Annotated in this window: 21 protein-coding genes, 1 tRNA gene and 2 pseudogenes; 16 read left to right on the forward strand and 8 right to left on the reverse strand. The window is 53.0% G+C overall.

The window, feature by feature from the left end; genetic code table 11:
• The first annotated feature begins 149 nt into the window (after window positions 1–149).
• The 9 genes from DO97_RS24775 (at window position 150) to DO97_RS27215 (ending at window position 6,046) form a co-directional block, all read left to right on the forward strand.
• Complete coding sequence (locus DO97_RS24775) at window positions 150–635, forward strand: XdhC family protein (protein WP_204368428.1); 486 nt, start codon at window positions 150–152, stop codon at window positions 633–635.
• A 17-nt stretch (window positions 636–652) separates the two neighbouring features.
• A complete protein-coding gene (locus DO97_RS24780; protein ID WP_204368429.1) occupies window positions 653–1,135 on the forward strand; it encodes an XdhC family protein in 483 nt (160 codons plus the stop codon).
• Between the two features lie 99 nt (window positions 1,136–1,234).
• Complete coding sequence (locus tag DO97_RS23570) at window positions 1,235–1,372, forward strand: hypothetical protein (protein ID WP_156120391.1); 138 nt, start codon at window positions 1,235–1,237, stop codon at window positions 1,370–1,372.
• Window positions 1,373–1,494: 122 nt separating this feature from the next.
• Entirely contained in the window at window positions 1,495–2,883 is a 1,389-nt protein-coding gene (gene asnS / locus DO97_RS02215; protein ID WP_036530798.1) for an asparagine--tRNA ligase, read from the forward strand.
• A gap of 75 nt (window positions 2,884–2,958) precedes the next feature.
• Window positions 2,959–3,714, forward strand: a complete 756-nt coding sequence (locus DO97_RS28260) for an ATP-binding cassette domain-containing protein (protein WP_338038172.1) — start codon at window positions 2,959–2,961, stop codon at window positions 3,712–3,714.
• A 233-nt stretch (window positions 3,715–3,947) separates the two neighbouring features.
• Window positions 3,948–4,910, forward strand: a complete 963-nt coding sequence (locus DO97_RS28265; protein WP_338038173.1) for an ABC-F family ATP-binding cassette domain-containing protein — start codon at window positions 3,948–3,950, stop codon at window positions 4,908–4,910.
• 63 nt (window positions 4,911–4,973) lie between these two features.
• The gene (locus tag DO97_RS02225; RefSeq protein WP_036530800.1) at window positions 4,974–5,633 is read left to right on the forward strand and encodes an SDR family oxidoreductase; all 660 of its coding nucleotides are present in this window, start codon (window positions 4,974–4,976) and stop codon (window positions 5,631–5,633) included.
• Window positions 5,634–5,766: 133 nt separating this feature from the next.
• Window positions 5,767–5,838, forward strand: a tRNA-Lys gene (locus DO97_RS02230).
• Between the two features lie 79 nt (window positions 5,839–5,917).
• On the forward strand, window positions 5,918–6,046 hold the full coding sequence (locus tag DO97_RS27215; protein WP_275574916.1) for a hypothetical protein: 129 nt from the start codon (window positions 5,918–5,920) through the stop codon (window positions 6,044–6,046).
• A 63-nt stretch (window positions 6,047–6,109) separates the two neighbouring features.
• Here the strand turns inward: DO97_RS27215 and DO97_RS23575 are convergent, their stop codons facing one another.
• The gene (locus tag DO97_RS23575) at window positions 6,110–6,664 is read right to left on the reverse strand and encodes a discoidin domain-containing protein (protein WP_156120392.1); all 555 of its coding nucleotides are present in this window, start codon (window positions 6,662–6,664) and stop codon (window positions 6,110–6,112) included.
• Between the two features lie 348 nt (window positions 6,665–7,012).
• On the opposite strand from DO97_RS23575, the gene DO97_RS02240 reads away from it, so the two are divergent.
• Window positions 7,013–7,363 (forward strand): histidine triad nucleotide-binding protein, encoded by a 351-nt coding sequence (locus DO97_RS02240; protein ID WP_036530803.1) that lies wholly within the window; start codon window positions 7,013–7,015, stop codon window positions 7,361–7,363.
• A 52-nt stretch (window positions 7,364–7,415) separates the two neighbouring features.
• Window positions 7,416–8,033 carry a recombination mediator RecR gene (gene recR / locus DO97_RS02245; RefSeq protein ID WP_072016321.1) on the forward strand — a complete coding sequence of 206 codons (618 nt, stop codon included), beginning with the start codon at window positions 7,416–7,418 and terminating at the stop codon, window positions 8,031–8,033.
• A gap of 2 nt (window positions 8,034–8,035) precedes the next feature.
• On the opposite strand, the gene DO97_RS02250 is transcribed toward recR, so the two are convergent.
• Entirely contained in the window at window positions 8,036–8,593 is a 558-nt protein-coding gene (locus tag DO97_RS02250) for a response regulator (protein ID WP_036530805.1), read from the reverse strand.
• Window positions 8,594–8,899: 306 nt separating this feature from the next.
• Here DO97_RS02250 and lipA point away from each other — a divergent pair.
• A pseudogene (lipA, locus tag DO97_RS02255) lies at window positions 8,900–9,813 on the forward strand (lipoyl synthase).
• A 4-nt stretch (window positions 9,814–9,817) separates the two neighbouring features.
• Here the strand turns inward: lipA and DO97_RS02260 are convergent.
• The 3 genes from DO97_RS02260 to DO97_RS02270 are packed head-to-tail and all read right to left on the reverse strand — an operon-like array spanning window position 9,818 to window position 12,957.
• Window positions 9,818–10,222, reverse strand: a complete 405-nt coding sequence (locus tag DO97_RS02260; RefSeq protein ID WP_036530806.1) for a RidA family protein — start codon at window positions 10,220–10,222, stop codon at window positions 9,818–9,820.
• A 59-nt stretch (window positions 10,223–10,281) separates the two neighbouring features.
• Window positions 10,282–10,731, reverse strand: coding sequence for an NUDIX domain-containing protein (locus DO97_RS02265; RefSeq protein ID WP_239651371.1), 450 nt, complete (start codon window positions 10,729–10,731; stop codon window positions 10,282–10,284).
• A complete protein-coding gene (locus tag DO97_RS02270; protein ID WP_036530808.1) occupies window positions 10,732–12,957 on the reverse strand; it encodes a phosphoketolase family protein in 2,226 nt (741 codons plus the stop codon).
• Between the two features lie 558 nt (window positions 12,958–13,515).
• Between DO97_RS02270 and DO97_RS02275 the strand changes: the two genes are divergently transcribed.
• Complete coding sequence (locus tag DO97_RS02275) at window positions 13,516–13,722, forward strand: hypothetical protein (protein ID WP_036530809.1); 207 nt, start codon at window positions 13,516–13,518, stop codon at window positions 13,720–13,722.
• A 112-nt stretch (window positions 13,723–13,834) separates the two neighbouring features.
• Here DO97_RS02275 and DO97_RS02280 read toward each other — a convergent pair whose 3' ends face one another.
• The 3 genes and pseudogenes from DO97_RS02280 to DO97_RS30625 all read right to left on the reverse strand — a co-directional run bounded on the left by DO97_RS02280 (window position 13,835) and on the right by DO97_RS30625 (window position 15,288).
• Window positions 13,835–14,281, reverse strand: a complete 447-nt coding sequence (locus DO97_RS02280) for a type II toxin-antitoxin system VapC family toxin (RefSeq protein WP_204368430.1) — start codon at window positions 14,279–14,281, stop codon at window positions 13,835–13,837.
• The gene (locus tag DO97_RS02285; RefSeq protein WP_036530811.1) at window positions 14,268–14,525 is read right to left on the reverse strand and encodes a hypothetical protein; all 258 of its coding nucleotides are present in this window, start codon (window positions 14,523–14,525) and stop codon (window positions 14,268–14,270) included. The genes DO97_RS02280 and DO97_RS02285 overlap by 14 nt, the downstream gene beginning before the upstream one ends.
• Before the next feature lie 108 nt (window positions 14,526–14,633).
• Window positions 14,634–15,288, reverse strand: a pseudogene (locus tag DO97_RS30625) (sigma-70 family RNA polymerase sigma factor).
• Window positions 15,289–15,465: 177 nt separating this feature from the next.
• On the opposite strand from DO97_RS30625, the gene DO97_RS27220 reads away from it, so the two are divergent.
• From DO97_RS27220 to pdxA, 3 genes are all read left to right on the forward strand, one after another.
• Window positions 15,466–16,479, forward strand: a complete 1,014-nt coding sequence (locus DO97_RS27220; RefSeq protein ID WP_072016322.1) for a DUF3479 domain-containing protein — start codon at window positions 15,466–15,468, stop codon at window positions 16,477–16,479.
• A 110-nt stretch (window positions 16,480–16,589) separates the two neighbouring features.
• On the forward strand, window positions 16,590–19,256 hold the full coding sequence (locus DO97_RS02295; RefSeq protein WP_275574917.1) for a cobaltochelatase subunit CobN: 2,667 nt from the start codon (window positions 16,590–16,592) through the stop codon (window positions 19,254–19,256).
• On the forward strand, window positions 19,249–20,295 hold the full coding sequence (pdxA, locus tag DO97_RS02300) for a 4-hydroxythreonine-4-phosphate dehydrogenase PdxA (protein WP_036530812.1): 1,047 nt from the start codon (window positions 19,249–19,251) through the stop codon (window positions 20,293–20,295). The genes DO97_RS02295 and pdxA overlap by 8 nt, the downstream gene beginning before the upstream one ends.
• The last annotated feature ends 190 nt before the right edge of the window (window positions 20,296–20,485 follow it).

The raw sequence follows: 20,485 nt of genomic DNA on the forward strand, positions 1-20,485 counted from the left end.
CTGTTTTCTCGTTCTGTGAAAGGCTAGGGTGAGGGCTTCAAACTTATCCGCGTAACATGAGTCATGAATTAAATTGCCCTGGCTCGATCACCGTTTTTGCCTAACACTCTCCCCATGATCTGATCAGGATTTTTTTAGCAGATGACTTGATGACGACCCTCGATTTTTATCGACAATTAGCCCAAAACTTGATCCAAACTGCGGTGGTTGTAGCCACGGTCAGTCGGGTGAGTGGATCAGTACCAAGGGAGGTGGGGGCCAAGATGATCATCTTTGGACAAGGTGACACCCATGGCACAATTGGCGGAGGGGCGGGGGAAGCCAAGGTGATTCAGCAAGCGATGGGAGTGCTCTCGACCGGGATTGCCCAGCCGGTAGAGATTGACCTATCGGGTGCGCCCCAGCGGCCAACCGAAGGCATTTGTGGCGGACAGATGCAGGTTTGGCTGGCCCCTTGGAGCGGCATAGCTGCGATCGCCCTAGTCCGTAAAATTTTGGCAGCCCTAGAAGCAGGCGAATCGGCTATTTTAGTCACCCCTTTAACCACCACTCAGAGGCCGTACTTGGTGGCAGTCCCGCCTCCACCTTCCCCCGATGCCTTGGTCGAAATCTTAACCCCGCCCCCACCCTGTTAATTGTAGGTGCCGGCCATGTGGGTGAACAGGTCGCAAAAGTTGCCGATCAAATTGGATTTCAAATCGCTATCCAAGACGATCGCCCCCAGTGGGCCGATCCCGATCGATATCCCAAAAACAGTCAGATTTTTGATGCCATCCCCATGGCGATCGCGCACCTGGCCGATCAGTCTCAACTTTATGCGGCCCTGGTCACCCGAGGTTATTCCTACGATTTGGCCGCGCTGACGGCGTTAATTCAACGGCCGATTCCCTGTATTTACATTGGAATGATTGGCAGTGAACAGCGCATTCGGCAAGTTTACCAATCTCTCAAAAAAGCAGGCATCTCCCCCCAATATTTGCAATCCATTTTTGCCCCAATCGGGTTGGATATTGGTGCCCTGACCCCAGCAGAAATTGCAGTTAGTATTGCAGCAGAACTAATCTGGGTGCGGCGAGGAGGCAGCGGCCGTCCCCTTCGCGATCACATCCCAGAGCAGCATAAGCCTAGCGTTTGACCAGACGACGGGCAGTAGCCGCTGCAAATGCCTCATAGAGGGAGGCTAGTTTGTATTTGAGGCTATAAAGCCTACCCTTTTAAAACGTCCTCGCAGGCGTTGCAAAAGGCCCAACAACGCCTGCGAAACTTAAACCAAAATGATATTCAAGAGCTAAAAAATCTCCGACAGCAGGTTCGACAAAAGCTTAACCAAACCCATGACCCAGCCCAGAAAAAGCACTACAAAGCCGAATAGAAGTACCCCTGCTGTCCCGATGCTCCGACGGCGGTCTTGGAACAACACCGATCTTAGGAATTGCCCTTTCCCAAAACGATTGCATTAGGCTAGGATATGTGCCCCTTCATTGATCAACCAAGATGATGCGACGGATTGCAGATGTACTCAAGCAGGGCCAGCCCGATGAAGCCATAGAAGTTCAGGGCTGGGTTCGGACCAAACGGGAATCTAAGGGATTTTCCTTTCTCGAAATCAATGATGGGTCGGCCTTAGCAAATCTCCAAGTGGTGTTCCCTGAGCAACTGCCCAACTATGTCGATCTGATCAAGCGGCTCAACACCGGGGCCTCTCTCCAAGTCGCAGGAGTGTTGGTCGCCTCTCCAGGAAAAGGCCAACGCATCGAACTCAAGGCAGCAACAGTCACCCTTTACGGTGAAGCCGATCCAGACAGCTACCCACTGCAAAAGAAGCGTCACTCCTTTGAGTTTTTACGTACCCTGGGTCACCTTCGCCCCCGTACCAATACCTTAGGTGCTGTCTTTCGCGTCCGCAATGCCTGTGCGACAGCGATTCATCAGTTCTTTCAACAACGGGGCTTTCTCTGGGTGCATACCCCGATCATCACCACCAGTGATTGTGAAGGTGCGGGGGAAATGTTTACCGTTACCAGTCTCGATCTGAAGCAAGTACCCCAAACTGAGACTCAAGGGGTGGACTACAGCCAGGACTTTTTTGGCAGACCTGCCTATCTAACGGTCAGTGGCCAGCTCGAAGCCGAGATTATGGCCTTGGCTTTCACGAATGTTTATACCTTTGGCCCCACTTTCCGCGCCGAGAACTCAAATACCTCCCGACACCTGGCAGAGTTCTGGATGGTGGAGCCAGAAATGGCCTTCTGCGATCTAGAGGGGGATATGGATCTAGCCGAGGCGTTTTTGAAATATGTGTTTCAGTACGTGCTGGAACACTGCTCAGAGGATATGGCCTTTTTCAACACCCGGATTGATAACTCGGTGCTAGCCACCGCTGAGAATATTGTCAGCCATGAGTTTGTCCGGCTCACCTACACCGAGGCGATCGCCCAACTGCAAAAGAGCGATCGCAGCTTTGAATATGCCGTTGAGTGGGGGCTAGATCTCCAGTCGGAGCATGAACGCTACCTGGCGGAGGAATTGTTTCAAAAACCCGTGATCGTCACCGACTATCCAGCTCAGATTAAGGCTTTTTATATGCGTCTCAGTGAGGATGGCCAGACAGTGCGGGCCATGGATATTCTGGCTCCTAAAATTGGCGAAATCATTGGAGGTTCCCAGCGGGAAGAACGTCTGGAGGTGCTGGAACAGCGGATTCGGGCGCAGGGACTCGACCCAGCCATTTACTGGTGGTATCTGGATCTGCGACGCTACGGCACGGTCCCCCACGCGGGGTTTGGCTTAGGCTTTGAACGGTTGGTGCAGTTCATGACCGGGATGACGAATATTCGGGATGTGATTCCCTTTCCCCGCAGCCCCCTGAATGCAGAGTTTTAACCCACAATTCCCCCAGGGCACCAGGGGATTGCCAGCAGCGTTAGACTGGGTAACTGAATCCCTGAACGTTAACGCATGGCTCTTTTGACGCTGCGATCGCTGAAAAAAGACTTTGGCATCAAAGAAATCCTACGGGATGCCAGCTTCAGCCTGGATGAAGGCGACAAGGTGGGATTGATTGGCACCAATGGCTCTGGCAAATCCACCTTATTAAAGATGATGGCCCGCCTGGAGCCCATTGATGGCGGCGATCTATGGGTGAATTCAGGTGCCAAAATTGTCTATCTGCCGCAACAACCCGATCTCGACAACCAGCGCACGGTCTTAGAACAAGTGTTTGCTGACAGTGGCGACCAAATGGCCTTAGTACGGGAATATGAGGAGCTGTCGAATCAACTGGCCCATGGGCAGGGAGATGCGACGACGCTGATGGCTCAACTGTCGAGGGTGTCTCAACGGATGGAAGTTGAGGGCGCTTGGGAACTGGAAACCAATGCCAAAATCATTCTCACCAAGCTAGGTATTGAGGACTTCGAAGCTCGGATTGGAGATTTATCGGGGGGCTATCGCAAACGCATTGCCCTGGCCACAGCTCTGCTAGCAGCTCCAGATGTGCTGTTAATGGATGAACCAACGAACCATTTAGATGCCCTCTCGGTGGAGTGGCTACAGAGTTACTTGCATCGCTATCGAGGGGCATTGCTGCTAATCACCCACGATCGCTACTTTTTAGATCGGGTAACAAATCGGATTCTGGAAATTGATCGGGGGGAGCTTTACGCCTACTCCGGCAACTATGCCTATTATCTAGAGAAAAAACGCCGCCGCTGAGGAGGTTGCGGTTAGTAACCAACGCAAACATGCGGGGGTATTGCGACGGGAGCTAGAATGGCTGAAACGAGGCCCTAAGGCCCGTAGTACCAAACAAAAGGCCAGAATCGATCGCATTCGAGACATGCAAACCCAGGAATTTAAATCAGTCCAGGGGAAGGTTGACATTTCTACGGTTGGACGACGTATTGGCAAGAAAGTCATTGAGTTAACCAACCTTTGTAAGGGTTACAGTGTTCAAATGCCCGAAGGGGGGGTATGGTCAAAGGACGCTGATTAAAGACTTCACCTACAGCTTTAATCCTGAAGATCGGATTGGCATTATTGGTCCCAATGGGGTAGGTAAATCGACCCTGATGGATATGATCACGGGGAGAATTCAGCCCGACTCCGGCACCGTTGAAATTGGTTCCACGATTCATATTGGCTATTTTGACCAACACTCGGATGATCTGGCTCCCCATGACAATTTAAGAGTTATTGACTACCTCAAAAGTGTTGCAGAATTAGTCAAAATTGCCGATGGTAGCATTATTACTGCCTCTCAAATGCTAGAGCGTTTCCTGTTCCCAGCCAACCAACAGTATGCCCCCATCCACAAACTCTCTGGAGGTGAAAAGCGGCGACTATTTTTGTTGCGAGTGCTGATGAGTGCCCCCAACGTATTAATTTTAGATGAACCCACCAATGATCTAGATGTCCAAACCCTCGGGGTGCTTGAAGAGTATTTAGAAGATTTTAATGGTTGTGTGATTGTGGTTTCTCACGATCGTTATTTTCTCGATCGCACCATTGATACCATTTTTGCCTTTGAGCCAGATGGCAGCCTCCGCCAGTATCCTGGAAACTATTCCGTTTATCTAGATTACAAACAAGCAGAAGAAATCGCGGCAGCAAAACGCTTGACAGCAGAAGCTCAGCTGTCAAAGCTACCCTCCGAGACCCCTGTATCCTCACCAACTACTGAGACGAAGTCTCGTAAACTTTCCTTCAAAGAAAAGCGGGAATATGAGACCCTCGAAGCTCAAATTCCTCAAATGGAAGCAGAAAAAGAGGCTCTAGAGAAGCTGCTCTATCATCATCCTCCCAGCGGTTTCAGCGAAGTCCAAAAACTATCAGAGCGGCTCACAACCTTGAGTCAAGCAATTGATACTGCCACCGATCGCTGGTTAGAACTGGCCGAACGTCAAGATTAAGGGAATCTAGCCACAAGTGTTACCTTGAATGTAGTCAAACATTTAAGGCAGATTGAGGCATAAATGAAAGCATTGGTAGCAGGAGCAACGGGTGAAACCGGTCGTCGCATTGTGCAAGTATTGGTGCAGCGACAGATTCCGGTGCGGGCACTGGTGCGAGATCTCGCACCAGCTCAGACAATTTTGCCCCCAGAAGCTGAACTTGTAGTGGGCAATGTCTTAGACCCGAAAAGCTTGGCTGCTGCGCTCACCGACTGTACGGTTCTACTATGTGCCACAGGTGCCCGCCCCAGCTTTGATCCCACTGGCCCTTATCTAGTGGACTACGAAGGCACCAAAAACTTGGTGGATGCAGCCAAAACCGCTGGCATTGTCCACTTTGTTTTTGTTTCATCCCTGTGCGTGTCGCAACTTTTCCATCCCCTCAACTTATTCTGGCTGATTCTGGTCTGGAAAAAGCAAGCGGAGGAGTATCTCCAGAAGAGTGGGCTGGCCTATACGATCGTGCGACCGGGGGGACTCAAAAATGAAGATAGTTCCCTGCCCTTAGTGATCGGTCAGGCTGACACCCTCTTTGAAGGCAGTGTCCCCCGTGCCAAAGTCGCGCAAGTCTGTGTTGAAGCCCTCTTGCAGCCGGCAGCTCGGAACAAAATTGTGGAAATCGTTGCCCAAGCGGATGCACCTGAAAAGCCTTTGACTGAATTATTCGCCAGTGTGGCTTGAGCCATCGCTGGTCTGGGCTAGCTGTTCCTGGGATGCTCTGGCTTAGATCTAGCGAGAGGTTCGACCTATTGTTGGTTGCCTCTATCAAATAGCTAGCACAGTAGGGTAAGATGAAAGACGTTGCTTAAAATTAGGGTCGCTAACTCAACGGTAGAGTACTCGGCTTTTAACCGATTAGTTCCGGGTTCGAATCCCGGGCGACCCATAAGCTTGACTTGATTGGCGATCGCGCCTTGTTAGGCTCAGATTGCCCACCGCTGCTGAAACCGATCAGGATTTGAAATTTGGGGAGTCAACCGCGGGAAGCATCCCATTCTGACGCGGTCGCCCACGGCATTGAAGCCCACGAATCCTTGTTGATCACCTATGAAGCAACTGGAGAAATTTTGCCAGAACCCAATCCGCTGATGTGATGACGTCTGACCTAGCATCTATCCTACCAATCGGGGTAAGTAATGTTATCACCTGACAAAAATCTAATTTAAGCCTCCTGAGAGGATAATTTGAACGTCATCTAACGCACAGGCTCTGCCAAAAACCTTCTCTACTTCTGATGTCCGTATGTAGCGAAATTTAAAGTTTCCATCGGCTCTACCAAGTTTCGTATAAGCCCAGGTTGATCCAGCCATTTTTGAACTTATTGTTTGACTGATTACTGGCTTCCAAAATTTGCCATCCTGGGAAATTTCAATATTTACTTTGTCAATACAGCCAGATTTTGATCCGATTTGAACCTTGGCTTCTATGGCCGAAGTTGTAATGACTTTACCCAAATCCCATCTGATTTCAATCACATCCCAATGCGTAGGTCTACCCTTTGGTCTTCCATGGGCGTATGTCCATGCACCATCTTTTTTCCTTAGATTAATTCTGATTAATTCATTAGTTTCTTGCTCTAGGTTTCCACAAACAATTTTGCCAGTATCGGTAACGATACAATTTAACTGAGCTTGACTGGAATGAGTCAAAAATAAGCCCATCATTGATAAGACAGAGAAAGCGTGTGAACAATGAACAAAACTTGATTTCATGAGCTAGGTATCATCTGACCTTCTGCATTTGGATTGAGACTCAAGATCTAACTCATCGTATGCCTCGGTGAGTCCCTCTCTCCCATTGATCTTGGCAAGAAATGCCCTGTGGTCATGGGCAACGGGATTTTACTTTAGTTGATCCAGCTTACAACTCCTTGAGAAGCTGACGTATCAACTTCAGCTCCCGATCAGGTTGTGGCTGAGTTTTATGGAAGGACTCGATTCCAAACACCTTTGCTAGGGTTGGCAAACACACTGGTTAGACTCAAGAGCTGGCTATTTAGTCCGTTGCGTCCCTGCACCCCTTAGAATGGCTGCTAGCAGCATAAAATTATCTCTTCTCCTATGAGCCAGACCGCAGACACCCTCTTTAGCAAAATTATCCGTCGGGAATTGCCATCTGAGATTATCTACGAAGACAACCTGGCGATCGCCTTCAAAGATATCAATCCCCAAGCGCCCGTCCACATCCTGGTGGTTCCCAAAACCGTGATTCCCCAACTCTCAGATGCCGAATCCCAAGATCACGCTCTCATGGGACATCTGCTGCTGACCGTGAAGCGGGTTGCCGCCCAAGTCGGACTGACCAATGGCTACCGAGTTGTGATTAACAATGGCGAAGATGGGGGACAAACCGTGCCCCACCTGCATTTACACATTCTAGGGGGACGGTTCCTAAAGTGGCCGCCTGGTTGAATGGCGCAGGTCTCTGCATCGAGCATCCCCCTGCTCCCCTGACTCGCATTCCATTACATTTGGAGGTAAGCCAACGGTTTACGCACGCCCCCTTGCTCGCCTGATCGAGCAATTTCAACGTCTACCGGGCATCGGCCCCAAAACAGCTCAACGGCTGGCCTTACATATTCTCAAGCGCCCGGAGACCGAGGTACAGGCGCTGGCTCAAGCCCTGTTGGATGCCAAGCAACAGATCGGGCAATGCAGCATTTGCTTCCACCTCTCAGCAGAACCTGTCTGTGAAATTTGTCGCGCCCCTAGCCGTGATCCGGCCACCATCTGTGTGGTTGCAGATTCCCGCGATGTTATTGCCCTTGAGAAAACCCGGGAGTACCGAGGACACTATCATGTGCTGGGGGGCGTGATCTCCCCCATGGATGGGGTGGGGCCAGATCAGCTTGCCATTAAACCCTTACTGCGGCGAGTGGCTCAGCAATCAATTGCTGAGGTTATTCTGGCGATTAGCCCAACCGTAGAGGGGGAAACCACCACCCTGTATGTGGGGCATCTACTTAAATCTTTTACCCGCGTCACCCGCATTGCCTTTGGATTACCTGTAGGCGGTGACCTGGAGTACGCGGATGAAGTCACCTTGGCTCGGGCGCTGGAAGGTCGGCGAGAGCTACATTAGGGCTACTTCACTTTCTGTTTGAGGAAGGCCACAATCTGAGAAATTTGCTTCTTCAGCAAGGTAATTTCCGTCTGCATTTTCGCCACTTTTTCATTGAGGGCATGGACTTCTAGGGCCGAAGCAGCGGCAGCAGCGGCAGCAGCGGTACTTGCTGCCGTGACCATCGGTGCCCCTGGCGATCGCCGTCTGGCTTTGACAATGGCAGCCTTGATGGCTTCGTTTAGATCCTTTTTCTCGAAGGGTTTTTCGATGAATTCAAAAAACTCGAAGGGTTCCGTTAGTTTTTCGGTTAGTTCTTCCTTGCGGCCTGACATCATGATCAACGGAATGCTCTGAAGTTCCGAATTATTCTGGATTTCTTGGTAGACTTCCCATCCACTCATCCGCGGCAAAAGAAAGTCCAACATAATCAAGTTGGGACGCTCCTGGCGAATGAGGTTCATCCCCTCAATGCCATCCTTTGCTTCTAGAACTTGGAAGTTGCCTTCCGGCAACATATCCCGCACCATATTACGGATAACTCTACTGTCGTCGATAACCAGGATCTTGTCATTTGCCACGGCGGACTCCTTTCATAGGACTGATGCGACTGCAACCTTCAACGTAGGATTCACTCAATTGTCCGATGATTAAACTTTTAAACACGGTTCCCTTGGATGACCATAGACTTGAAGCTGAGGATCATAGCGAGAGGCATGGCGTTTAAAAGTAGTGTGGCTGATGCTGCTAGGCGCTGGAGTCAGGCGTCGAAGCAATTAGAACACCGGGAACGCAGAGTCACCACCGCCTCTAAGACTTGTATCATACAGACCTTTGGATGACCTGGGTAGTACTTCCAAGCACTGAATTTTGTCCCCAATACCCCCATGCCCCCCTCTCAACCCGCCCGACCGGAGGTCACGCCCTGGCAATTGGAAGTTGGTCGTTTACCAACTTGGCTCCGTCGCCCCCTGGGGAATGCCAGGGAAATTGCCGATGTCCAACAAATCATTAAGCAGCGACAGATTCATACCATCTGTGAGGAAGGTCGCTGCCCCAATCGCGGGGAGTGCTATGCCCAGAAAACTGCAACCTTTTGTTGCTAGGCCCGGTCTGCACCCGTGCCTGTGGCTTTTGTCAGGTGGATAAGGGCCATGCCCCTCTGCCCCTTGACCCCGCTGAACCCCAGAAGGTTGCTGAGGCAGTGGCTCTGTTAGGTCTCCGCTATGTGGTGCTCACCTCTGTGGCGCGGGATGACTTACCAGACCAAGGAGCTGAGCAATTTGCCCGCACCATGCAGCAGATCAAAACGCTGTGTCCAGAGACTCAGATCGAGGTGCTGACACCGGACTTCGGCAGCGATCGCCACCCGGAACGTCAGCGCCAGCGCATTGCCACCATCGTGGCAGCGAACCCGGTTTGTTACAACCACAACCTGGAAACGGTGCAACGGCTGCAAGACCCAGTGCGTCGGGGGGCTAAGTATGGGCGATCGCTGCGGGTGCTGCAACTTGTCAAGGAACTCAATTCCGCGATCGCCACCAAATCCGGCCTGATGCTGGGTCACGGGGAAACCCCAGAGGAAATTCTGGCAACTCTGAAAGATTTGCGATCGGTGGGCTGCGAACGCCTGACCTTGGGACAATATCTCCGGCCTTCCCTGGCTCATTTACCCGTGCAGAAATATTGGACGCCCACAGAGTTTGACGACCTTGGTGCGATCGCCCGCAGCCTGGGCTTTAGCCATGTCCGCTCTGGCCCTCTGGTACGCAGTTCCTATCATGCCGGAGAGGCCGAATAGGCCGTCATGACCCGTGAGCAGCGACCACCGCAATACATTCAATTTCCACCAGCGTATCCTTCGGGAGACGAGCCGCCTGAACACAGGAACGGGCCGGGGCGTGCTCCGCCAGAAAATAGCGGCTATAGACAGCATTCATGGCAGCAAAATCATTCATATCCGCTAGAAACACCGTGGTTTTCACCACATCCCCAAAGGTAGCTCGCCCAGCCGCTAGCACCGCCTCTAGGTTTTTCATCACCTGTTCCGTTTGTAGGGTAATGTCTCCGGAGCCCACAATCTCACCTGTCTTTGGATCAAGGGCAATTTGACCCGCCGTAAAGATGAATGACCCGGTGGCGGCGATCGCTTGGTTATAGGGGCCAACGGGAGCGGGAGCCTGATCAGTCTGAAGAATTTTTCGTGTCATAAATCTCAGGAAGCTAGGGGCAATCTTCACCAAGAGTACCTCAACGCTCCTGGCAGATTCTAAGATAACCGGGGTCGCAGACCATAGTGGCGATATCGCCAATAATCCCGCAGGATTTGGTCGTGGTCAAAGCAAAGCTGGCTGGGGAGCTGCCAAGACTCAAAGATGCCCAAGGCTTTGGCATCATCTCCGGCCTGGGGATCTCCCGCCGCCGCAGCGATAAACACCGTACTGATCGTATGTTGGCGCGAGTCGCGGCTGGGGTCAGAATACACCGCCAAGAGGTCGATCAACTCCACCCCCAGACCCGTTTCTTCCTGAGCTTCACGGCAGGCAGCGGCAGCGACGGATTCGCCATAGTCCACAAACCCACCCGGAATTGCCCACCCATGGGGGGGATGCAGGCGTTCTATCAGCACAATGGGGCGGTGGGGGCGATCCAGCAATTCAATCAGAATATCAACCGTTGGAATCGGATTCCGGTAGGAGTGGGGCATCGGAGTTTGCATCTATGAGACGATCAATTCCAGCGCCCGCTTGGTTAGAGATGCAGCGGTGAGATTGTTAAAGGCCATCAGTTGCCCAGCCGTCGCCGTCGTTTCACCCCGCCGCCAGGCGAACAGGTCTCGTGGACTGCGGCTCCGCAGCAGTAGTGGTTCCAGCATGGCACTGGCACCCCCCGTGACCCCAATCAGGGCATCGCCACCAAAGAGGTGTTGAAAATCGGCATCCTCCAAAAAGCCACCATCGGGCTGGGCACAGGTGTCCCAGGCCACATCCTGAGGACGAAAGAGCCGCCGCGGGTTGATCACGGAAACAACTCGCACCGAGCACCCCTGGGTTTGAAGCTGCGCTGCGGATTCCACAACTGGGGAGAGTACCATGTCTCCGACAACAGCAAAAACAACCCGCTTCCCTGGGGCTGATGCCGTAAACTCCTGGAGCAGAACCGCCCCGGCTGCTAAACCCTGCCGAGCCTGCTCGAAGGTCGTCCGAATCGGAAGGGGGGTTTTACTCGCTGTGATCACAATTCCCTGATTGCGGGTCGTTAAGGCCCATTGATAACAGACCTGAATGCTATTGGCATCGGGGGGAAATAGGGGAAAGACATTGCCATTACGCATCATGGCGGCAAAGTAAGCTTCTACCTCTGGGCGTTGGTGCGTCCAGCCATTCCGTCCCTGCTCTAAAGCACCCGCAGTAAATAGGGTCACCGTAGAAGGCGTTGGACGGCGCAACTCTGCCATGGCTTGGATCACGGTTTGCCAGATGGGAAGGCCATTGATGGCGAAGGATTCATAGGAACACCACAGGGATCGACTGCCCATCAATGCCAGACCTACAGCTAGTCCGGCACAGGCATCTTCGCTCAGGGGCTCGTAAACCTGCCCCCTGGGATGTTGGTTGTAGAGGGGATCTGCGGTTGGGTGAATAATTTTCAGGGCTTGATTGATATTGGCAATCCCCGAGGCTTCGTTGCCATCGGCATTGGTCACCAGAAAAGCAGGGTCTGATTGCCCGACCTGAGCCACTAGGCGTCCCATGGTTGTGGTTGAAACCTGAGGTTCACCCCCTACCTTAAATTCTGTTAGCGGAAGATCAGAGAGATCTGGAAGGGGACGCTCAGACTCCGTTACCACCGTGCGACTGGCTGGGCCACCCCCGGCTCGTTCGCAGTTGGTGCGTACCAGTTCCCAGGCCACCGCTGAGAGGGCACGAGTTTTGAGGGCAGTCACGATCTCGGGATTGTCAAGGGTATGTTGGGCATAGAGATTATGGGATTTCGCGCCCCGCGCGTGGACACCTGCCCCCTTGAGTTGCTTCAAAATCAACACCGTGAGTTGGCCGTTGAGTGCCGACTGGGCTGCTTGGTGGGCAGCCGCTAACACCGCAGCGGTGAAGGCCAACCGCTGTTCAAAGCCAAAAGCAGTACTATCAACATAGTCTCCGGACTGGTTGCCGTCATCAAATGTCTTGGCGTCTACCAGCATCACCTGGTCAAAGCCATTGCCTTGCCAGTAATGGATCATCTGCTCATTGGACTGGATTGACACCATGCTGTGGTGCTCTTGGGAGTAGCCATTCCACACCAATACGGGCAAGAAGTTCGTCGCTTGGGGATAGGCCGTATGGAAATGGGCCATGGAACTGATCACGTAGGGCTCCCCCAATCCCCCATCCCCAAGGGTATAGGGGAAAAGTGTGCCGGGATGGAGGAGGGCACCGGCCATGGCGAAGTGTTGTCCCTGACCGAGGGGGCCTGCGGGCGCTAAAATGCCTGGAATGTAGCCAGAGAGGTGTCCGAGTAACCCATGTTGTTCTCGAAAGCGATCGCGCAGTTGCTGCACCGTATTAATGCCCATATCTTCCAGAGAGCGATCCAGAAACATGGCGCTGTAGAACCCCGGTGCATGGTGGCCGACTTCTGTGACAATGTTTTTGTAACCCAGCATTACCAGGGAGGCATAGGCCTCTGCCTGACTGGCAAATCCACCGGGATGTCCCGAAGCCTTGCTAGCCGTCATTTGCAGCACTAAATAGCGCAGGGCATCTGCAAGGAGGAGGGTTTGGAAGACTGCGGCTGGATCCGTGGGGTTGGAGATCGCGGACTGTCCTGGGGCGATCGCGGGCGCTTTCCCATAGCGTTCAAAATCAGGCATTGGATCGCCAAAATATTGAATCCCCTGGCAAAATGCTGGAACCGTTGACAACGGGGAAGGGGGAACTGCGGTCATGCTAGAGATACCTGCTGCAAATACTTTAAAAATCGTCGAGCCATCTTTAATAGTACACAGCCCGTCCGTTGGAATGATCCCGAATCTCATTGAAAGACTTGAGGGGCACCCTAGGCGGTGATGAATACTTCTAGGGTCTTGAGGCATCATTCCCGTTTGATCACAAAAAACCCCTGACCATGAAAGTGCAGGGGAAATTTATACACAGGGAACACAGGTAGCTCACAAATCAGTTTTTTCTCAAGACTGCTCTGTTGCTGTATTTAGTCTAGTGGTCGATCCGTAGGGTTATCTCTTCCTCGGTGCTGGATTTGCAGAAGCTTTACATAGATGCCGGAACTGCTTCACAGTTTCCACATGGTCAACGCCCCAAGGCACCGCTCCAAGTGATGGATTCCTGAGAGCGGGAAGTTGAAGACACCCGGTTTTTGTATGACAATTTGGCGCAAATGTCTAGATCTTGCGTAGCAATATTTACAGAATTTAATGCTTGGGCTGGCAGAATTGGGAGGAGCAAGTTTATGCTCAATTTTTCGTTGACACGATGAGGAGTAACCCATGGCTAACATACCAACCGGTGGTCAAATGCTCTGGAAGCGAGAAGGGAATGACCGCGTCTTGCACCTACGACATCATGCTTTGGAGCCATGGCGTCCCTATGAAGATTTTCCCGAGTATTCTCTGCCCGATCCCACAGGATTTTCTAAAGGAATTACGACCTTCCTGGCGCTGCTGAAAAAGGGCTGGACATCGATTAAATCCTAGCAAGGGTCAGTAAGAGAAAATTTGGCAGGGCAATCGCTACCCTGCCTTCCTGTCTTGAGTCGCAAGCATCGGGCGATCGCCCCCAGGGAAAACAAGCATATTTTTGAATTTTTCAAACCTGCATCTCCTTTACCACCAGCATCCGCAACTCTTTGACCTGCTTGAGTTGGGCATTATTCGTCAAAAAAGCCTCACACCCTGACTGCAGTGCCGTTGCGACTTGTAGGGCATCCGCTAACTGCAGGAAATTATATTTGAAGCGGATTCTGGCTGTTTCACGGGCGATGGCGAGGGTGGTTTCGACAAAAATTACATCTTTGCGATCCAGAAGATTGAGGTAAGTCTGCTCTAAGGTAACTAAATTCAGTCGAATGGCTGCCCCCAAACATTCTGCTAGGGTCACCGGACTAATCACAGAGGTGATATCCCGATCCAGGCGATCGAAGATGGGGTCAATCACATCCATAAAATGAGGAATGCGCTCAACTTGATAGATCACCGGCGCGGTATCCAGAAACAGGCGTGATACCCCCACTAAGGCTTCATCAATCCTCACCATGTTCTCTTAATACCTGTTCCCAATGTTCATCACTCTCTCGACGTGTCCTCGATATCCACTCTTGGGCATCTTCCCCCATCATCGGATACGGAGCCATCCCTCCCAGATCACTCCATCGGGACGTTGCCTTAGGGATGATTGCCGATTTTTGTAATCCCTCTATGAGCTGCCGAATTAACTCTAAGCGGTCTTCCAGTGTGAGTTGTTCCGCTTGCCTCAAAACCTCCTGCAACGACGGACGCATAGCCCCAACCTCCAGCGATTTTCCCGAATTGCACTTCCGTTGTGTGATGTGTGACTCTGGGGAGTCAACCGGGGGCGGACAGATGATGAACGGGTCTGTCCCTGCATCCTATCCCACGCTTTCCTGAGGCATTGTAACCTCCTCGTCTTGCAAATAAATAGTGCGGATATCTGCGGGTAAATGGGTTTCCAGGAGTTGATAGCCGATCTTCAATTGCTCCTGTACTTCTGAGGGGGTAATCTCCTCACCTTCCGCCTGTAAGTAAGCAGCAATACGGGTTTCGCTCCAGTGGAAGGTCTGGGCCATGACCAACATCAACCGTAGGATCGCGGGAAACTGATCCATTGCCTGCTCCATATAACACCGAGACGGGGGGGGGGTTGCCGCTGCCAGGGAATAGTGAATCGCCTCAACGGGGGGTAACTGCGGTTTGGTTAATACAAACAGCTGTCATATTGATTAACCAATTTTGCAGGGTCAGGGCAGGTTCGTCGCCATCGCTGCCTCCGGTGAGTTTTAGCCCTCGTAACTCATGAAAAATATGCCGCCAGGTGAGGGCAAACAGATAGTCTGCCTGGACGGGCGATCGCGCTTGGTGGCGCACCAGGGAATAGACAATTAGACTGTAGCGGCAGAAAATGCCTGTAAAATACAGCCCGTCCTCGGCATGATCTTGAAATAACGAAAGCAGTTCTTGGTCACCGAGGTGGGACAGTGACTTGACGAGGGGATGATGACATTCGGAAAATCGAGGGATCTGCACCGCTTTTAACTACAACTTGCGTCCGTATCCCAAGCCTGGGTTGCCATCCATTGAATTGCTTTTTACTATACCCCGGCACTGTTAAAAACGCCCCGCCACTTCCGGTATCTTGCCACATCCACCTGATTTAGCAACAAACTTTACAATCGAGAGAGAAGACTCCCGCGTAGGTTGTGTATGCCACGGATTGTTTTGATTGCCGGGTTTGAGTCTTTTAACGCCGATCTCTACCGACAGGCGGCCCAACTGGCTCAATCGCGCTGTCCTCAGCTGGAAATCCACACCTTCAGCGATCGCGACCTCACGGCTGATCCACAACGGGTAGCCACCGCCCTAGAGGGGACAACGGTATTTTTTGGTAGCTTACTGTTCGACTACGACCAGGTGCAGTGGCTGCGCGATCGCGTCCAAGGGATTCCCATTCGTCTGGTCTTTGAGTCCGCCCTGGAGTTAATGAGTCTGACGCGGCTGGGGGCTTTTGCCATCGGCGATCAACCCCAGGGGATGCCCAAACCTGTGAAGTTTATTCTCAATAAATTTAGCCAGGGTCGGGAGGAGGATCGGCTTGCGGGGTATCTCAGCTTCCTTAAAATTGGGCCGAAGCTGCTGAAATTTGTCCCAGTGCAAAAAGTCCAGGATTTGCGCCATTGGTTAATGATCTATGGCTACTGGAATGCCGGGGGGGCAGAGAATGTCGCGTCACTATTCTGGTTTTTAGCTCAGCAGTATCTAGCCTTGGAGGTGGGGGAGATTCCCTCGCTCCGCGAGACTCCCAATATGGGGCTGCTGCATCCGGATGCCAAGGGCTACTTTGAGTCCCCCCGACTCTACTTGCAGTGGTATCTGCGCCAACACCCCGCTGCTGCCTCTTGGCCCGTGGTCGGGATCTTGCTCTACCGCAAGCATGTCGTCACCCAGCAGCCCTATATTTCCCAATTGATTCGCAGATTTGAAGCGGCTGGTTTGGTGCCGTTGCCGATTTTTATTAATGGGGTGGAAGGGCATGTCGCTGTGCGGGATTGGATGACTAGCCACTCCGAACTCAGCCGCCGACACCAGGGGTTGGTCGAGACCCCCTCGCTGTCCCAGGAGGCGGTGGCCGTGGATGCAATCATTTCCACCATTGGCTTTCCCCTGGTGGGGGGGGCCTGCTGGCTCCATGGAGGCTGGACGCCAGGTAGATGTTGCTAAACGCATTCTTAGCGCCAAGAATGTGCCCTATGTGGTGGCCGCTCCCTTGTTGATTCAAGATCTTCATTCCTGGACGCGCCAGGGCATTGGGGGGGTTGCAGAGCGTTGTCTTGTATGCGCTTCCCGAACTAGATGGGGCGATCGATGCCGTGCCCTTGGGTGGGTTGGTAGGGGATCAGATTTATTTGATCCCCGATCGGGTACAGCGCCTGATCGGACGGGTCAAACACTGGATTCAACTGCGCCAAACGCCACCGCCACAACGCCGCATTGCCATTATTCTCTACGGCTTTCCCCCAGGCTACGGCGCGGTGGGGACAGCGGCACTCCTGAATGTGCCGCGATCGCTCCTGAAGGTATTGCAGGCACTGCGGGATCAGGGCTATACCGTAGGGGATCTCCCGGAGGATGGGGAAACCCTGATCCGCCGCCTTCAGGCAGCGGAGAACGCCTTTAGCAGCGGGGAATTACCAGCCACTTCCCTGGCCGAGTCCGCCATCACCACCGTGGCTGCCCCAGATTTAGCCCATTGGTTGGGTTATCTGCTTACCCGTCGGATTGAAAAACAGTGGCGATCACTGACAGGGAGTGGGATCAAAACCCTGGATGACCAATTTCTCTTGGGAGGGGTGCAACTGGGCAATATTTGGATTGGGGTGCAGCCTCCCCTGGGCATTTCCGGGGATCCCATGCGGCTGATGTTTGAGCGGGACTTGACTCCCCATCCCCAGTACGCAGCCTTTTACCAATGGCTCCAGCATGGCTTTCAGGCCGATGCCCTCGTGCATTTTGGCATGCACGGTACCGTGGAATGGCTCCCCGGTTCGCCCTTGGGGAATACCGGCTATTCCTGGCCGGATATTCTGCTGGGAAATCTCCCTAACCTCTATCTCTATGCGGCCAATAATCCCTCGGAATCAATTTTGGCCAAGCGGCGGGGCTATGGGGTGCTGATCTCCCACAATGTCCCCCCCTATGGCCGGTCTGGTCTGTATAAAGAGCTGGCGACCCTGCGGGATCTGGTGACCGAGTATCGCCAGGATCCTCAGACCAACTCTGCCCTCAAGGAAATCATTTGTCAAAAAGTTTTAGATACAGGCATGGAAGCAGACTGTCCCTTTGCAGATGCCAAACGCCTTGGGATTGCCTTTACCCCCGAAAATCTGCGGCTATTTAGCGCTCAAGCCTTTGATCACTACCTGGTTCGCCTTTACGAATACCTGGACGTGGTGGCCGCCCGACTGTTTTCCAGCGGATTACATGTTTTGGGGCAAGCTCCGACGGCTGAACAACTTAAGAGTTATCTGCAAGCCTACTTGGAGCATGAAAAACAACTCCCAGAGACGGTGCTACAGGCGATCGCCCAAGGCCGGGATCTCTCCCAGGTCAAGGAAGTTTACCTGCAAACCCTGGGTCAGAACTCCCTTCCCGACCTGGCATTGGAACAGCTCCCAGAGGCGATTCTTATTCGGGAACTACTGCTGCAATCCACCGATGAACTCACCAACCTGCTGCGGGGCTTGAATGGGGAATACATCCCCCCTGCACCTGGGGGTGACTTCCTTCGAGATGGCCCTGGGGTGCTGCCAACGGGGCGGAATATCCATGCCCTTGACCCCTACCGCATGCCCTCCACCGCTGCCTATGTCCGGGGGCGGGCGATCGCCCGCCAGATTTTGACGCAGCATCTCCAGGAACACGGTACCTATCCTGAAACCGTGGCGGTGATGCTGTGGGGACTAGATGCGATTAAGACGAAAGGGGAATCCCTGGGCATCCTCCTGGAACTGGTGGGAGCGGCCCCTCTCAAAGAAGGGACAGGGCGGATTGTCCGTTACGAATTGCAGCCCTTAAACGAGATTGGACATCCCCGCATTGATATCCTGGCCAATCTTTCCGGGATTTTTCGCGATAGCTTTCTCAATGTGATTGAACTCTTGGATGACCTATTTCAGCGGGCGGCCATGGCTGACGAGCCAGAGACCGAGAATTTCATCCGTAAACACGCCTTAGCGCTGCAAGCCCAAGGGGTTGAAAATACCGCTGCCCGCCTCTTCTCCAATCCCGCCGGAGACTTTGGCTCCCTGGTCAACGATCAGGTAGTCGCCGCCAACTGGGAATCGGGGGCAGAACTGGGGCAAACCTGGCAGGGACGCAACGTTTTCAGCTATGGCAGACAGGATCGAGGGCAGGCTAGACCGGAAGTACTCTCGACCCTACTCCAAAGTTGCGATCGCATTGTTCAGGAAATTGACTCCGTGGAATACGGCCTCACGGACATTCAAGAGTACTACGCCAACACCGGGGGGCTGAAACGGGCGGCTGAAGCCGAAGGAGGGCGCAAGGTCACCGCTAGTTTTGTCGAAAGTTTCTCTCAAGATTCAACGCCCCGCAAACTCGAAGAGCTACTGCGGCTGGAGTACCGCACCAAACTGCTGAATCCTCAATGGGCAGCAGCGATGTCAGAGCAGGGGTCAGGGGGTGCTTACGAAATCTCCCAGCGGCTGACAGCTCTGATTGGTTGGAGTGGTACCGTCGATTTTCAGGATCAGTGGGTGTACAACCAAGCCGCTGATACCTATGCCCTCGACCCCACCATGGCGGAGAAACTGCGGCAAGCCAACCCTGAAGCCTTCCGCAATATTGTGGGCAGACTCTTAGAAGCCCAGGGGCGCGGGTTCTGGCAGGCGGATGCCGAACAGCTAGCCCACCTGAGATCGCTCTATGATCTCGCTGATACACAACTCGAAGGAGTTACCGTTGACTCCTATGCTTGAGTTCCCCAAAATTGCCTTGACCTTGGGCGATCCAGCCGGGATTGGCCCCGAGGTGGTTCTGAAAGCCCTGGCAGATGCATCGACTCACTTGATGGCACAGATCACGGTGGTGGGGAGCCGCAGCCAACTGGTCAGCAGTTACGAAGCCCTTCGCCATTGCACCCATGAGCCTTTGGCAGAACCCGATCAACTGGCGATTTTGGATATCTCCCTCGATCGGCAGACAGAGTCGCAAATTACGCCCGGAATCGGCAATGCCGCCAGTGGAGCCGCCAGTTTTGCCTACCTGGAAGCGGCGATCGCCCAGACCCTGGCAGGAAAGTTTCAGGCCATTGTCACCGGGCCGATCGCCAAATCTGCCTGGAAAGCCGCCGGACACCTTTACCCCGGTCAAACTGAACTGCTGGCAGAGCGATCGGGAGTCAGCCGCTTTGGGATGTTATTTGTGGCGCAGTCTCCCCACTCCCAGTGGGTGCTGCGTACCCTGCTGGCAACTACCCATATTCCCCTGCGGGCGGTTCCAGAAACCCTGTCTCCGGCGTTGTTGGCGACCAAACTGAAGCTGTTGGTGGCCTGTTTGGATCAGGATTTTGGTCTGGCAACCCCCCGAATCGCGATCGCGGGCTTAAATCCCCACAGCGGCGAACAGGGGCAACTCGGCCGTGAAGAACAGGATTGGTTGATTCCCTGGTTAGAGGAATCTCGGCGCATTTATCCGGCGCTGCACCTTGATGGCCCAGTGCCTCCAGACACCCTATGGGTGAAACCAGGGCAGGCTTGGCTGGGCGGGGAGCCACTCACCCTTGCCCACGATGCTTACCTAGCCCTTTATCATGACCAAGGCTTGATTCCGGTGAAGTTACTCGCCTTTGATCGAGCGGTTAACACGACGATTGGGCTGCCCTTTGTCCGCACTTCCCCTGATCATGGCACCGCCTTCGACATTGTGGAGCAGGGAGTTGCTAGACCCGTGAGCACCCAGGAAGCGCTGAAGCTAGCTGTTCAACTGGTGCGACAACGGGGCACCCCCCTTGATTGACAGCCGCCGCTGTCAGCACCCTTCACTCACATAAAGTGTCAACCCTTGATGACTTTTGCAATGTATATTAATATATCGAAGGGAGGGATAGCGTGAAAATAGAAAAGATTCAGTATACCTTACTACATTCCATAAGGTATATGTCGGTCTTTATTAACTTTTCATTAAATGTTTAAAGTTCCCTTGCAAT

Source organism: Neosynechococcus sphagnicola sy1 (genome assembly GCF_000775285.1).
Taxonomy (GTDB): domain Bacteria; phylum Cyanobacteriota; class Cyanobacteriia; order Neosynechococcales; family Neosynechococcaceae; genus Neosynechococcus; species Neosynechococcus sphagnicola.